Below are 14,075 nucleotides of genomic sequence, written 5' to 3'. Positions count from 1 at the left end.
CCGAAATGGCCGCGCCGGCGGGCCGCTGTGATCGCCGCATCAGGCGCGCAGATAGCGGAAATACCACACCTTGAGATTTATTTTCTGGTATCTAGCGGAAATAACGTCGTTTTTCATAAGAAATTTCGACCTTCCACTCTAGGGAGTAAGCACCGGGTAATCACCGTGGATCGTAGTGCTGCGTAGGTTGGCAAGGATTTGGCAATCCTGCCACCCGCCATAAAAAGGATGCTTCCACCTTGGCCGCGTCGGGTTGATGCGATGCGCGATCCATGTGAACTGACCGGGGGATGGGGGAGGGAGCGGCTTTGCCGGTGTTGCCGGTTATGGTTTGACAGGACAGCATTTTTTCGGAAAGCTAACGACGGACGCCGGTTGCCTCCATGAGAAGTTGTGTAGTCGGTTTCAGGTAGCAATTCGCTCGCGGTGCGTGAGTACACCCTTGCTGTCGGCGTTGATCGATATGGCAAGGTTTACAGTTGCCTCCGTGTTTGAACGCAATGTGCGCGAAGCACGCGAACTGCGCGATTTGTTTGATTTGCTCGAAGAATGTGCCCAAGCGATGGGGTTCAGATATTTCGCGCTTACGCACCACGTTGACTTCGCCACGTTGTCATCAGGCGGGGTACGCCTCCACAACTACCCGATAGAGTGGCAAGATTGGTTCGACGCGCGGTCGCTAGGCCGACTGGATCCGATCCATCGCGCAAGTCACGTCACCAGTCACGGCTTCACCTGGACTCAGGTTCCCAAGCTGATCCAACTCACATCGGGCGATCGCCACATCCTCGAACAAGCGAGGCGGATCGGGATCGGGAATGGTTTCACCGTGCCTGCACACGTCCCGGGGGAGTTTAGCGGCTCGTGTTCCTTTGCGGTTCGTCCCAGCGACGACTTTCCCGAAGACCATGTCTTGGTCGCCCAACTCGTTGGCGGTCTCGCGTTTGAAACCGCGCGCCGCCTCGCCAATACTCGGCACGCGCCTCGAACAGGACAACCGATGACCGACCGCCAGCGCGACTGCGTGCTGTGGGCAGCACGCGGCAAAACGGACTGGGAGATCTCGCAGATCCTTGGGGTGAGCCACGAAACAGTTATCCAGCATCTCAAGCATGCGCGGGAGCGCTACGGCGTTCAAAAGCGTGCGCACTTGGCCGTCATGGCGTTGTTCGACGGGAGCATCTCCTTCGCTGATATCTTCATGAGATAGGCTCGCCTGCCCCCATTTCTGGGAATATCCCGCTTAGCGCGGACTGCCGATGTTAGGGCCTCACCGATAAGGAGGTCCGAAGTGATCGCGCTCATCGACACGACCGCTGCAGGCGGATGCGAAAGGGCCATGCGCGGCATGTTCGCTGCTCGAAAGCAGGTCTTTGTGGACCTACTCGGGTGGCAGGTGCCGGTACTCGAAGGGCAGTATGAGATCGACCAGTTCGACAACGCGGACGCCCGCTATCTTATTGTAACGGACGGTGGCGAACACCACCTCGCATCGGCACGCCTCCTGCCGACGACCCGCCCCCACATCCTGGACTCCCTCTTTCCGGCATTGTGCGCAGCGCCGGTCCCGCGCGGGCCGGACACGTTCGAGATCACCCGGTTTTGTCTCGATCGCAATATCACGGCGGCTCAACGCCGTGATGCCCGGAATCGTTTGGTGAGCGCGCTAGTGGTCCATGCTCTAGCCACGGGAGTCCGGACTTACACGGGCGTGGCTGACTCCGCGTGGCTTGCCCAGATCCTGCAATTCGGCTGGGACGCAAGCCCGCTCGGGCAGATCATGACCGACAGCTACGGCTCCCTAGGTGCGCTCCGGATTAACATCGACGGAGCCACGCCGTCTCGCCTCCAGGCTACCGGCATGTGGATACAGACCCACTCGATGCAGGCGGAAACGGCAGCCGCATAGGAGAGCCAAAATGAGCATCTTTGCAGCACCGAGGCCGCGCTTCTCGCATGACGACGCGGCCGGCCAGCTGATGGATACAGGATGGTCCATCATTCGTGGTGCCCTGGCGCCGGAGAAGATCGAGCGGCTCGCAACGGACCTGCGACCGATCTTCGAAGCCACACCCTACTGTACTGGCGACTTCTATGGCGCGCGTACCAAACGCTTCGGCAGCCTGCTGCGGCGTTCCAAACATGCCGCGACGCTGATCCAATACCCAGATATCGTCGCCATCGCCGAGCATGTCCTCCTACCTTGGTGCGACACGATCCAGCTCAACCTTGCTCAGGCGATCGCCATCCATCCCGGTGCGCCGCTGCAGTTCCCGCATCGGGACCAGGACATGTGGGAAGGCGTGAAGGGCGAGGTCGAATACCTCGTAAACGTGATGTGGCCGCTGACCTCCTTTACCGAAGAGAACGGGGCTACGCTGATTCACTCTGGGAGCCACGGCCGCGAAGCGCTGGCGGACGGCGCGCCGCCCCTTGCTTTCTCCGCGGTTTGCGATCCTGGCGACGCCATTCTCTTCCTGGGATCGACATTGCACGGTGCTGGCGCAAACCGTAGCAACATCGTGCGAGAGGCCGTGGTGGTGAGCTATTGCCTGGGCTGGCTCAAGCCCTACGAGAACCAATGGCTCGCCTATCCGCCCGAATTTGCGCGAACCTTTAATCCCGAACTCGCCGCATTGGTTGGATATCGTCAGCATCGCCCGAACCTCGGCAATTTTGAGGGTGTCTGTCCGTCGATCCTGCTTCAGGATGATATCCCCGCTCATATCGGCGCGATCGACGCGCTGCGACCGGATCAGAGAGACGCCGTCGCAGAGCATCGGCGACGGCAGGGGGCGTGAGGTGAGCCCCTTCCAGGCGATGGAGCGCAGCTACGCGGCATTGAAGGCTCTTCTGCGCGAGGGCGCGTATCCGCCCGGTCATCGTCTCGAAGCCAACCGCATCGCCGAGGAAATCGGCGTAAGCATGACGCCGGTCAGGGACGCGCTCAATCGATTGGTTGGCGAGCGAATCGTAGAAGCGAGCAGCGGCGAAGGCTTTCATGTGCCTCGCTTGGCGGAGGGCGACCTTCGTGATCTATACGAATGGCACTCCGCTGTTGCGATCATGGCGGCGCGCACCGCACGGCGCATACCTGACGAAGAGGCTATCGCGGAGGCGCTGGCAACCAAGCCCTTGGCAGACGCTACTGCTGCGGTGTTTCGGCTACTCGCCGAATCGGCGCCCAATCGCGAGCTCAGGCCCGCGGTCGAAAATATTTCAGAGCGCCTCCATCCCTTTCGCATTGCTGAAGAGAAAGTCTCTTTTCCGATGATCGGGCATCTCGAGGAAATTCTTGACCCAGCCAAGCAACTGGCTGCGATCAGAAGGTATCATCTTGTGAGGATGAAATCGGTCGAGGAATTGATCCGCCTTCGGACGAAATTATAATCCGATTATAAAGTTCTTATAATCTGCAGGAGCGCCGACATTTTCTGGGTCGCGAATCGTCGCGACAAGCAAGGAGTGTCGTCATGGAACGCATCAATGAAAAAGCGGTCGACCTGATCGACCTGGGCGCGGCGAGCGTCGAGACTCAGGTCAAGGACGAGGGCAACTTCGATGGCCTCGGCTACCAGATCCCGGCTGGCCTTTCCGACAGCTGACGGTCTGCGTCGGCGCGGCTCGCGCCGCGCCGACGATCCGTGCTCCTCCAATGTGGACTCTCCTTCCTCATCTGACCGCTTGCTTGCAAGGCGAGGCGCTGATCCTGCTTGATATAAGGCAAGATCGATATTTTCGCGTACCGGCAGCGATCGCGCAGCTCACGTTGAATTGGCTGGACGGGAGTGAAACCGCGCCACCGGCTGCGTTGATCTCGTTGCTCGTCCGGCACAGCGCGGTCTTCGAGAACGAAAGCCGAGAAATCGTGGCGAGGCCGGTCGTTGTTGTAATTCCCAGAGCGCTAGCGGACCCAATGAGTCGCGCCTCTGTCCTACCCCCCGTACATGGTCTGACACGAGCTGTCGCGAGAAGCTGGATTGCGCTGCGAACGCGCCCACTTCACACGATCATTGCGCACCATCGGGCTTTACGGCGCACCTACGCCGATGTGTCGGATCCGCTCTCCGCCGATCTGTTGTCAGCCTATCACCGCAAACGTCGGCTACTCCCAATCAAGAAGAACTGCCTGCTGGATGCGCTGGCGCTCGATTCCTGGCTCGGGCCTCGCGGTGGCCCGCGTCAGATCGTCTTCGGTATCACGTCGGAACCCTTTCTCGCGCATTGCTGGGTGCAATCCGACAGCGCGATTCTCAACGACAGCCATGATCATGTGCGGCGTTACTCGCCGATCCTTGTCATATGATCGTCGGCCCGTTCTTCGCCTTCGCATGGCCCAGGGGTCAGCCTCTCTCGCCGAGATTGCAACGCGTCATCGCAATAGCGGAAGCGGCGCCCGATCTCTGTAAGCTGGTCGATCTTCCCGGGTTCATCTTCCTTGGTTCGGCCTCCAGCAGTCACGTGTTGATCGAGGGGGGCGGGATCGTATGGGGTCCGCTCTTCGACCGCAGAAGCTCGACCTTTTCTATCAAAGCTGGCGATGGTGAACTGCACGCTCCGGCCGAACGGTTTCTGAGGAACTTCTGGGGCGGTTATCTTGCCTTGCGCAGCTTTGGCGATGGGGTGGAAATTCTCCGGGATCCTTCCGGTATGGTGCCCTGCTATATAGCGACCGTCGATGGCGTCGAACTTGCGACGTCTGCGCCCAAGCTGTTTTTCGAGCTTGGGCTCTTGGAGGCCGAACGGGACTGGACCGTCGTTGCGCAGGCCTTGACGTTCCGCGATCTGAGGCCCGCGCAAACTGCATTGCGCGGAATCAGCGAGTTGCTGCCAGGCATGGCCGCGAAGGTCGGTCGCGGAGCGACCAGGGCACAGGCCACCTGGACTCCTTGGCGCTTCGCGGCGGAGCAGGTCGAAATCGACGACTTCGCCGATGCCGTTGGTGCGGTGCGCGAGGCCGTTCTTCAGGTCGGCAGAGCCTGGAGCAGGACGGCGGCGGTCCCGATCGTAGAACTCTCAGGAGGTCTTGATTCATCGATCGTGACTGCGAGTCTCGCCTTGGCGGGATCCGCTCCCCTATGCGCAACATTCGTCCCCATTGCCGGGGATTCTGACGAACGCGACTTTGCGCGAGCGGTCGCCAAGCAATTTGAACTGGAACTGATCGAGCTGGTGTTGGACCCCGCCATCGTCGACATCTCGCGCTCGGATTCATCAGAGTTACCCCGCCCGTGCGCGCGCAGTTTCACGCAGGCGCTCGACCGGCCGCTCCAGCAGCTAGCGCGGTCGGTTGGCGGAGACATGTTTCTCGGTGGCGGCGGGGGGGACAACATATTCTGTCATTTGCAATCGACGCTTCCAGTCGTCGATTTGCTACGGCGCCGCGGTCTCTCCGCCGCGGCACTCCGCAGCACAATGGACGTAGCGGAGGTGGCTGATGTCACCTTCTGGCAGGCCCTGCGCTCAGTGGCGAAGCGGACGCTCGATCGGGAGCAGAAGCTGCCGACGCCGCGGAGAAATCGCTTCATGGCAGACTCGGCCGTGCATGACCTTCCCTGGCCTCAGGGAAATCCGTGGCTGGAGCCAAGCGTCCAGGTGCTTCCGGGCAAACGTCGGCAAATCTGGGGCCTAATCAGCATCTCGAACCATCTCGAGGGCTATGGCAGGCAGCACGTTGCGCCAATGTGCTCACCCCTGCTCTCGCAACCTGTGGTCGAGACGTGCCTTCGTATCCCAACATGGCTCTGGTTCAACCATGGTCAGAATCGCTCGGTTGCGCGGGAGGCTTTTCGTGGGCTCCTGCCGAACTCCATCCTCGGACGCCGCTCCAAGGGAGCATTCGATACGTTGGCCGCGAATGTGATCCGAAGGAATGCATCGCGTCTCCGGTCCATGCTGCTCGACGGTGTTCTCGTTCGGCAAGGGGTCGCCGACCCTGCAAAGATTAGCGCCGCGTTTGAGCGTCCGTTGCCGGACGGGCGGGCGATTGTCGATTTGCTCGTCCTGGCGGACGTCGAAGCATGGGTCTGTGCTTGGGGAGAATGAGCCAGCTCGAATTCACTGAGGAGGGTTTCGGAGCGCCTTCCACCGGATGATCTCGTTCGCCAGCTCGGGCTCGTCGGATGTCGAGGCAAGCAACCAGAACCTGAACCACGCAACGGCACGCTGATAGATCGCCAGCCGATGCGCTGGGTGCGCCTTCACGTGCATCTCGTTAGGAAAAACATACATGTCGACGGGCGCACGATATTGCTGGAGCGCCGAGAAGGGTTCGAGGGCGCCGCGGAATTCACTGTCTGGAACCTGGATCAGCAATGGCGTGCGCATCGTCGGTGCATTGGCAGTCAGTGACATGGCCTTCCAGAATGCCTCGCCGTCCGATGCCTGCTTCGGATATCCCCAGGACAAAGCCTGATCCCGATACGCCGGTCCGGTAACGAACAGCCAACTCGGCTCGTCACAGCAGGAGCTGATTGCTGCGGCCCTGAAGCGGTTCGAATTGATGAGCGCAAATTGTGTCGTGGAGGCGCCGTCGCTCATCCCGGAAATGCCAAGCTGATCGGGATCGACAACGCCTTTGCCGATCGCTGCGTCGACCCCCGCCAGGAGCGCGGAAAAAATGGCTCGGCGCTCCTTGAACCCTTCAATGTTTACTCGCTGGGCGGCGCTCGGGTCGGCCGTTGCATAGGTTTCCGGGAGATAGCCAGTCCGCTGGAAGCTGAGTACGGCGATGCCCTGCTGGGCGAGTAGGAAGATGGGGTATTCATCACCGGTGCCACCACGCAGGAAGCCCCTGCTTATGTATTGCACCACGACCAGCGGATGCCGCTGCCCGGCCCGATGGTTGGGGGGCAAAACTAAGTCGCCATAGGTCTGCTGACCGATCGCATTTCTGAATCGCAACCGCTCGACTGCGCCGAGCCGAAGGCTTGCGAATTGTGGGTTGGCGTCAAAGAGTGTCGTAAAGCGGCCGGTGGAAGGGTCGACCTTCACCAACCGGCGCGGCATTCTTGCCGTTTCGACGGCACAAAGCATGCTGGCGTGCCACGGCGTGCAGTCCATTAATGCCGCATCGGTTTGAAATTGCAGCTGAGGCGAACCACCCCTTCGGATGTCCCAGCGATAGAGGGCTAAGCGTCCTCCATCGTCCGCGCGCCCACCGCGAAGAAATTCCAGAGTATGATCGTTACGCCACCAGGCAGCTGATACGCCGGCGCCGCAGATCGCATCGGGACAGTTGAGTTCTCTACCGTCAAATTCGACGTGAAACCGACGCGGTGCGTTGAAGGGGTTGAGGCCCACTCTGGTCGTCCAAGCCCGGTTTCCAGCCGCGGAAATGGTGAATAGCTCCGCGTCCGTTGGCCGCGAAGGCATGGACACGGACTTGAGTTTCCGCGCCTCCGCTTCGAGGAGTATCCGCTCCTCGCCGGTCCGCGGGTCGATCGCGCTGATTTGCTGAGGCAACGGAAGCGGCGGACGGGGCTTCGCTTCCCAATGCGGCGACCAGCGCGCATCGTAATGATAGCCGCGGCGGCCTTCATTCTCGATAGCGGCCGCTCCAGCCGCGAGCGCAGGCCTGGTCGCAACGAGAAGGGTGCGGCCGACCGAACTCCACTCGATGCTGAGCGCGTCGGTTGAAAAATGGGTGAGAGGCCGACCTTGGGTTTCATCGACTGCGGCCCGCCAGACCTGCGTGACCCCGTGGTCGCGACGCAAGTAGAATACCGCCTTGCCGTCGGGCGACCATATCGGCGCGGTGCCATAGGCGGATCCGGTCGGTGTCGCCGGGATACCTCGGCCATCCGCGTAGGATTGCATGAATTCGCCGCCGACGTCGATGAGGCGCGCTCTTCTCGAACCGTCGAGCCTGATAATCGCAACACCCAGGCAATAGCTGTCCGACTGCACGTCCGCGCGACGGAGCGCGATGGCAGCGCTCATCCCGTCGGGCGAGAGGGTGTAGATCGGTTTCCCCGTCAGGCTGGCATCACTGCGCCCGAAATCTCGCAACTCGATCAGGTCGCGCGGCTTGATCGGCCTGGTACCTGTTGCCGCCTCATGTCGAGGCGGCAACAGGCGCTCCCTGCAGGTCCCGGGCGTTGCGTGCGCCGCTGGGTTCAAGCTGAGGAGCAAGGCAGTCGAGCTGGCCAGGAGTGCCCGGCTCACCATTTCTTGGTGACCTGCAAGGCGACGAAGCGCCCGAGCGGGTTCGCGTTCTCTGCGTCGAAGGCCGCAGTATAGGTGCCCGCTGTATAGTTCACATAGGGCGGCTCGCGGTTGAAGATATTGTTGCCGGTGAGCGCAACCCTTAGCCCGGAGAACGGTCCCGACTTGTCCGTGAACGCGTAACTGAGGTTAAGATCAAAAGTCGTCCAAGCGGACACTGGCTCGAACGGAGAGACCGTCTTGTTGGTATAGGCCGCGACATAGTTGCCGAACAATGTCGCGGAGAATCCGCCGTTGGACCAACTGACATGGGCGCGTGCGCGCAGGTCGATCGGGTTGCCGATGGTATTGATGACATCGATAGACGGGGCGGTCTCGGTCAGCGCCTGCTTGATGTAAAAGATGTAGGTGGCGCTTCCGCCGAATTCAGTGCGCCCGCCAGCGAGGTCGAAGGCGTAGGAGAGGTTGACGTCGAGGCCGGACTGCCTGACCGACGAAAGGTTCTGGAGCCTTGCGTCGGCAATCGCGACGAACGTCGCCGTCTTTGGAATGCCGGTAAGGTCCAGAAAATAGGGCGATGCGTAGAATTCGGCGATTTGGGGGGCGGACGGGTTGGGCGTCAGGATTGCATCGTAGACGTCCCGGTTGATCAGGAAGTTGCCCAGGTTGGGCCGAGGGGTCGCAATCCGGTCGGTATAGTCGACCTTGAACCAAGTCACGCCGGCTTGGAATCCTGGCAGGAATTGCGGCTTCAGATCGGCTCCGACCGTCCAGGTCGTGGCGCGTTCGGGATGCAGATCCGGGTCATTGCCGGCAATGACCAACATGTTGGACGAGCCCGTCAGCGATTGCGGATCGGGCGCGGACCAGGCGTAATATGCCATCGACGCCGGGTCCTGACGAAGCTCGGGAAAGATGGGCGCTCTGAACGATTTGCCGAAGGTGGCGCGAAGCGTGAGACCTCGCACCGTTTCCCAGGCAAGGCTGAGCTTTGGATTGTGCGTGTCACCGAAGTCGCTGTAGCGTTCGGCCCTGATGGCGGCGGATATATCGAGTTTATAGAAGCCGGGTAGTCGCATGCCCTCGCCGAAGACCGGCAGCAGCAGCTCGGCATAGGCAGATTTGACGGTACGCGCGCCGGGGTAGGGTGTGACCGCAAGCGGGACGGGCGTCAGGGTCGACGTGTAGGTCCGTGTCCCGATGTCCTTGTAGCGATCCTTGCGGAACTCTGCACCCACCGCGAGGCGCGTGGTACCGGCAGGAAGCGCGAAGAGGGGCCCGTCTGCTCGGATCGCAGCCGACCAAGACCAACCGCCATAGTCGCGAAGTGTATATCCCCGGATCGATTCGATCGTCGCAGGATTGGTCGAGGGGCCGTCACCAAACAGATTATAGGCCGTCGCGGGGTTGGTGTCGGCGAGCGCCAGTGCGAGCCGCGCGGTGTTGATCCGGTTGAACAGACCGTAGTGCTCGACCTGCCTTCCCCATGTGCCGTGGCCGTCGATCCGCCAAGCTCCGAATTGTGCTTCGAGGCCGGCTGTGCCGCCATAGGCCGTAACCCGGCCAGCTGTTCTTTCCGGACCAAGATCGCGCGTGAAGCTGTACATGACGCCGACGGGCTGACGCGTTCCGAGCGGATCGACATAGAAGGGGTTCGCCACCGGAACCGTGCGCCGCGCATCACCGCTCGATTGCACGGCGATACTGAAATTGCGCCAGGTTGCCTGACCGCGCGCATAGAAGCGCAGACCTGAGAATATGTCTTGGCTGAAGGAGGCGAAAACCGAGTGCCGCCTCTGCTCGGGAAGCAGGTCGACGCCGATCCAGCGGTCTCCGCGATTGATGGCCCCCGCAGTCAAGCGTGAAGGGGTGGCGTCGCAGGCGGCCGCGTGTAGCGTGTCGCCAAGCGGCGCCAGCAGGATCGCGAGCGGCGCATGCGGATCACGGCCCCGCACCTGAATCCGGTGCCGCAACCCCGCCCGCTCTATCACGAGATGCCGGACGTCCGCGGCCCACATTTCGTTCAGCGCACCGTCTCCAGCCAGCGACGCTGCGGCGGGGAAATCGGCCGGCGCGGGGACTAGGGTGACGATCTGGGAGGCGCTATCGGCACGCCACAGCGCGGGGGTCGAACGCACCGGACGATCGGGATCGAACAGGGACACAAGCCCCCATCGCCGAGCGTCGCGCGAGGCCGCCCAATCCGCACGATAGCCGGGGTTTCGCCGCAGGAATTCCTGCGCGAAATCGGCGCGGTCGTGCTTCGCAAGTCCGTGGGCAGATCGTGCCGGCAAGAACGGGCGGATGGCGACAGCGTAGGCTCCGGCTGGGGACTATTCCCGGCGCCAGGCTCGCGAAATCAGGGGGCGATCGAAGCCCCGAAGGCGTCGCGCCATTGTCCCCGCCAGGGGATAACTGGCTCGGATCGCCGCGCGGCACCCAGGCATGCGAAAGGCGCCCCGCCGTGTCCGGCGGGGCGCCTTGATCGCGTGTCAGTCGTTGCTGGAACGCCGCGGGCGCGACCAGATCAGGCTGGAGGTTTCGCCGCCCTCATCGTCGAACAGGTTGGCGAAGATGGGCTGGGCGAAGCTGGGATCATCGAGCTTGACCGAGAGATAGGGACGCTGCTCGGCCGAGGTCTTGGCCCAGGCGGCGCCGATCTCGGCACGGCCGACATAGACCCGGTGGGTGGGCGCATTGTCGTTCGGGCGGTTGTCCTCCGGAACGATCCGGACGCCCTTGGCCTGGACGCTGAGGGTCACGATCGAGCCCTGATATTCCTCGCCGACCTTCTTGAAGCTGCCGATGTTTGCCATGGTATTAGTCCTTCGAATTCGGGACCGCCCCATGCGGCCTCGATGGCGTCCGAAGGCCGGGTGCGCATGACGCCGCAGCTCTGCCCGAAGCGTGAGCGGAGGACTGCCCAAGCAGAGTTTCTTGCCTCGCGAGGAATGGGCGAATCCGGGGTCCCCACGCGCTTGTGCGTGGGGTGGAAAGTCCAGGGGAAGAAAGTCGGCGACGCAGTTGCGGCAAGTCAGGCGAGGCGAAGCCGTCATCCGGCCAGACAGCCATTGACGAGGCCCCAGGGGCGGTTTGGACATGCAGGACGGACTTGGCGTATCGCGCGGTTCAAGGACCTGGGCGGGTCAGGCTGGAATTGTGACGATCCGTGTCCTGACCGTGCGTCGGCACGCTTCCGAGCTTCATGAGAACCACAGCAACCTGTCTCCTCGATCGAAGCGACCGCCGGCATCGGCCCGCCTGCGTAAGTCGATGCCGAGGCGCCCGATCCGGCTGGACCAGTCGATCCCTGCCCAGGCCAGCGGCTTGCCTTTCAACGTCGAGGTGGCGCGCTTCCGGTCCGTGCGTCGCCATGCAGGACCAGCACAACAGAACGCAGCGAGGCGCTTCGCCGGACAAGGTGGAGCGCCTTCTGCCTTGGTCAGGAGACCGCGCGCGGCGCGCCGACAATCGCCGAGACCTTCTCGGCCACCTCGGTCAGCGACGGCAAAAGCCGGTTGAGCTCGGACGTCATGGTCGGCGCATAGTCATACCGGGTCGTGAGATATTCGCGCCGCTCGGACAGCCGATTGAGATGGAGCAGCGTTCGCCTTCTCAGCACCAGCTTTGCGCCGATGGCGTGCCCAGCGCGCGGCCCGAAATCGTGCTGGAGGCGCCGAATCTCGGTGGGCGAGTGGCCCGCAGCCAGCAGAAAGGCGTTGAGGTAAAGTTCGATCGCGTGGTTCGCGACCAACCGATAGGGCGCGCGCGAAAGCGGCGACCGCCGCTGGCCGATCGGCAACAGCCTTTGGCCGCGCGCCGATATTCATCGGCGAGCGCCAGCACCTCGCCAGGCCTCGCAGCCTCGCCCGGATAGTCTTTGCCCCTCCGCCGACATCACCGCAGGGTACGCCGCCGCGCGCAAGCGCTCTGTTAATCGACACGAACCACCGCGTGCGGTCAGCGCGCGAAGGGGTCATATTCGCGAATGATCAGCGACGGATCGCCGTCGAACTCCTGGGCTTCGGCGACGCCGAACTCGCTGCCCTCGATACGGAATACGACGACGATGGTCATGAGGGTCCGCGCGAGGCTCCATGCGTTCTTCTGTGCGAGGGCGAGCGGCATTTCGAAGCTCCTGTCCGGGAGCGGGGACCGCCCCCGCTCGACAGGCGCCCGAAGTGTCCGGCGCACGGCCGCAATCACCGCGTAGCCGCAGGCGAAGCGGCCGCATGCACAGCATAGCGGACCCTTTACGGGTTGATGGCGTCAGGCCGTGGGCCGGTCCAAGGAAGTGCCTCAAAGAGCGGGGACGGTGCCCGCGGTCGGTCAGAACGGCCTGCTTGCCGATAGGTGGTCAGGGGTTCGCAAGGTCCGCTTGCGTCGCGATCAAGATCCATTAGAAATAGTCGCAGCTCTCGACAGGAGCATGCCGCCCGCGTGGTGTAGCCCTTACCGGCACTGTCTCGAATTTGCTGGATGATGCCCTATCCGTGGCCGTGGGAAGCGTTAGCGGGCGACGTTTCATCATGGCCGCCGGAGAAGGTCATGCCCAAGCATTTTGCCACATTGGATGGAATCAAGCGCGCCGCGACCAAGCTGAAGCGCGCATCCGGCGTCAGCCATAACGCCGCCCTCGAGCAGGTCGCGCGCGACGCCGGGTTCGCCGACTATCACGCCGCGACAATCAGGTTTGCGACACCAAAGACGCCGCGGCAACGGCGGCAATATCCCGTCACCATCTATGAATTCTGGTCGGACCGCGAGCGCGGCGAGCGAGGCAATGAGTCGCGGACCTTCATGATCGACAAACCCTTGTCCGATCTGGTGAAGCCGCACCAGCTGTCGGGCTATCTGGGCGGATGCTCGCTCGCGAGCGGGAACGAGATCATCGGCTATGGCCGGTCGCACAGCCTCGAGCAGGCGCGCTTCGAGATCTGCCGGATCGCGCGCACGTTGCAGTTCATGGCGGCGACGGGCCTGAAGCCATCTCGCGGCGGCCGCTGTTATCCAAAGGGCAGCTGGGACAATCGGCCGCCGGGCGCCGATCACGACCAGGGCTGGTATCATCCGAAGACGCGCAGCTTTGTGCTTTCGGAAGAGCCCTATCCTGGCCGTTTCACGAGTAACGCGGAGAATCGCCGGGCATGGGCGAAGCGGCATGGCCGGAAAACCGTTCGCATCCGCTGGGGCGGCATCTACGGCCACGGCACTGAGTTCTACCTCACGGGCCAGGTCAAAGGCGGCGTCAACGTCAGCGCCCTGGCACGGCGGCTCGCCGCGCTGGCACCGGCGTACACCGAAGCCGACTGGCCGGGGGCCGACCTGCCAAACACCGGGACCCGCCCCCAGCCGATTGTTGCGCCGCCTGCCAGCGCCCACGAAGCGGCTCTCGCGCCCGTCGAATATATCGAAATGTCTCCCGAACTCGCCGCCGCGCTCAAGCACCAGCGCGACCTCGATATCGCGGAAGCGGGTCCGCAAGCGCCGGAGCCCTCGATCGACCACCGCGGCGTGCGAGTCGAAAGCCGCTATTCCATCGCGCACGAGTTGGAGACCATGTCCGCGGCGGTGGACGCCATGCCGGATCTGGTCCGCGCACGGCTCGAATCGATCTGGTGCGATTCGAAAGCGTGCGCCTTTTACACTGTCGAGGTGAAGCCTGGGCGCTGGATCGAGGGGATCGAGCATCTGATCCGGGACGCAGTCCGCGCGGTGACAGACGGATTCAACGGGCTGATCGTGCGAGATGGCGAACACGAAGTCTGGTTCGACCCGGAATGGGAAGGAGACGATTACGACTGTTCGGCCGAAGCGTGAGAAGAAGCGGTCTCATCAGGGCGAACGGTCGCCGCAGGCGACCCCAGTAAAGGGATGCACTCTCGCAAGAGGCCGGCCGGCGGGGCGGC

General features: G+C 62.6%; 13 protein-coding genes and 1 pseudogene. 8 read left to right on the top strand and 6 right to left on the bottom strand.

Going from position 1 to position 14,075, the window contains the following annotated elements; all coding sequences use genetic code 11:
- Nucleotides 1-463 precede the first annotated feature (463 nt).
- The 7 genes from OM513_RS19240 to OM513_RS19210 all read left to right on the top strand — a co-directional run bounded on the left by OM513_RS19240 (nucleotide 464) and on the right by OM513_RS19210 (nucleotide 6,045).
- Nucleotides 464-1,210 carry a LuxR family transcriptional regulator gene (locus OM513_RS19240; protein WP_264946439.1) on the top strand — a complete coding sequence of 249 codons (747 nt, stop codon included), beginning with the start codon at nucleotides 464-466 and terminating at the stop codon, nucleotides 1,208-1,210.
- Nucleotides 1,211-1,291: 81 nt separating this feature from the next.
- Complete coding sequence (locus OM513_RS19235; protein WP_264946398.1) at nucleotides 1,292-1,909, top strand: acyl-homoserine-lactone synthase; 618 nt, start codon at nucleotides 1,292-1,294, stop codon at nucleotides 1,907-1,909.
- Between the two features lie 10 nt (nucleotides 1,910-1,919).
- On the top strand, nucleotides 1,920-2,801 hold the full coding sequence (locus tag OM513_RS19230) for a phytanoyl-CoA dioxygenase family protein (protein ID WP_380916501.1): 882 nt from the start codon (nucleotides 1,920-1,922) through the stop codon (nucleotides 2,799-2,801).
- Nucleotide 2,802: 1 nt separating this feature from the next.
- On the top strand, nucleotides 2,803-3,390 hold the full coding sequence (locus tag OM513_RS19225) for a GntR family transcriptional regulator (RefSeq protein WP_264946397.1): 588 nt from the start codon (nucleotides 2,803-2,805) through the stop codon (nucleotides 3,388-3,390).
- 83 nt (nucleotides 3,391-3,473) lie between these two features.
- Nucleotides 3,474-3,605 carry a benenodin family lasso peptide gene (locus OM513_RS19220; protein WP_264946396.1) on the top strand — a complete coding sequence of 44 codons (132 nt, stop codon included), beginning with the start codon at nucleotides 3,474-3,476 and terminating at the stop codon, nucleotides 3,603-3,605.
- Nucleotides 3,606-3,655: 50 nt separating this feature from the next.
- Nucleotides 3,656-4,306, top strand: coding sequence for a lasso peptide biosynthesis B2 protein (locus OM513_RS19215; RefSeq protein WP_264946395.1), 651 nt, complete (start codon nucleotides 3,656-3,658; stop codon nucleotides 4,304-4,306).
- Nucleotides 4,303-6,045 carry an asparagine synthase-related protein gene (locus tag OM513_RS19210; protein ID WP_264946394.1) on the top strand — a complete coding sequence of 581 codons (1,743 nt, stop codon included), beginning with the start codon at nucleotides 4,303-4,305 and terminating at the stop codon, nucleotides 6,043-6,045. The genes OM513_RS19215 and OM513_RS19210 overlap by 4 nt, the downstream gene beginning before the upstream one ends.
- Before the next feature lie 12 nt (nucleotides 6,046-6,057).
- On the opposite strand, the gene OM513_RS19205 is transcribed toward OM513_RS19210, so the two are convergent.
- From OM513_RS19205 to OM513_RS19185, 6 genes and pseudogenes are all read right to left on the bottom strand, one after another.
- Nucleotides 6,058-8,121: an Atxe2 family lasso peptide isopeptidase gene (locus OM513_RS19205; RefSeq protein ID WP_264946393.1), complete on the bottom strand. Its 2,064-nt coding sequence runs from the start codon at nucleotides 8,119-8,121 to the stop codon at nucleotides 6,058-6,060.
- A 41-nt stretch (nucleotides 8,122-8,162) separates the two neighbouring features.
- Complete coding sequence (locus OM513_RS19200) at nucleotides 8,163-10,331, bottom strand: TonB-dependent receptor domain-containing protein (RefSeq protein ID WP_264946392.1); 2,169 nt, start codon at nucleotides 10,329-10,331, stop codon at nucleotides 8,163-8,165.
- 15 nt (nucleotides 10,332-10,346) lie between these two features.
- Nucleotides 10,347-10,460 (bottom strand): annotated as a pseudogene (locus tag OM513_RS20860) (transcriptional regulator domain-containing protein); the annotation flags it as partial.
- 198 nt (nucleotides 10,461-10,658) lie between these two features.
- Nucleotides 10,659-10,982: a DUF736 domain-containing protein gene (locus tag OM513_RS19195; RefSeq protein ID WP_264946391.1), complete on the bottom strand. Its 324-nt coding sequence runs from the start codon at nucleotides 10,980-10,982 to the stop codon at nucleotides 10,659-10,661.
- 626 nt (nucleotides 10,983-11,608) lie between these two features.
- Complete coding sequence (locus OM513_RS19190; protein WP_264946390.1) at nucleotides 11,609-11,968, bottom strand: hypothetical protein; 360 nt, start codon at nucleotides 11,966-11,968, stop codon at nucleotides 11,609-11,611.
- A gap of 158 nt (nucleotides 11,969-12,126) precedes the next feature.
- Nucleotides 12,127-12,294, bottom strand: coding sequence for a hypothetical protein (locus OM513_RS19185; RefSeq protein ID WP_264946389.1), 168 nt, complete (start codon nucleotides 12,292-12,294; stop codon nucleotides 12,127-12,129).
- Between the two features lie 354 nt (nucleotides 12,295-12,648).
- On the opposite strand from OM513_RS19185, the gene OM513_RS19180 reads away from it, so the two are divergent.
- Nucleotides 12,649-13,986: a hypothetical protein gene (locus tag OM513_RS19180; protein ID WP_264946388.1), complete on the top strand. Its 1,338-nt coding sequence runs from the start codon at nucleotides 12,649-12,651 to the stop codon at nucleotides 13,984-13,986.
- Nucleotides 13,987-14,075: the final 89 nt, after the last annotated feature.

The organism is Sphingomonas canadensis (genome assembly GCF_026013525.1).
Taxonomy (GTDB): Bacteria; Pseudomonadota; Alphaproteobacteria; order Sphingomonadales; family Sphingomonadaceae; genus Sphingomonas; species Sphingomonas canadensis.
The sequence above is the reverse complement of the archived record's forward strand: the minus strand, read 5'-3'. Positions and strand labels throughout refer to the sequence as shown.

Excerpts from the sequence above, each read along its gene's own strand:
- OM513_RS19185 (WP_264946389.1), bottom strand. The coding sequence starts at position 12,294 with ATGCCGCTCGCCCTCGCACAGAAGAACGCATGGAGCCTCGCGCGGACC.
- OM513_RS19195 (WP_264946391.1), bottom strand. The coding sequence starts at position 10,982 with ATGGCAAACATCGGCAGCTTCAAGAAGGTCGGCGAGGAATATCAGGGC.
- OM513_RS19230 (WP_380916501.1), top strand. The coding sequence starts at position 1,920 with ATGAGCATCTTTGCAGCACCGAGGCCGCGCTTCTCGCATGACGACGCG.
- OM513_RS19210 (WP_264946394.1), top strand. The coding sequence starts at position 4,303 with ATGATCGTCGGCCCGTTCTTCGCCTTCGCATGGCCCAGGGGTCAGCCT.
- OM513_RS19240 (WP_264946439.1), top strand. The coding sequence starts at position 464 with ATGGCAAGGTTTACAGTTGCCTCCGTGTTTGAACGCAATGTGCGCGAA.
- OM513_RS19220 (WP_264946396.1), top strand. The coding sequence starts at position 3,474 with ATGGAACGCATCAATGAAAAAGCGGTCGACCTGATCGACCTGGGCGCG.
- OM513_RS19215 (WP_264946395.1), top strand. The coding sequence starts at position 3,656 with ATGTGGACTCTCCTTCCTCATCTGACCGCTTGCTTGCAAGGCGAGGCG.
- OM513_RS19180 (WP_264946388.1), top strand. The coding sequence starts at position 12,649 with ATGCCCTATCCGTGGCCGTGGGAAGCGTTAGCGGGCGACGTTTCATCA.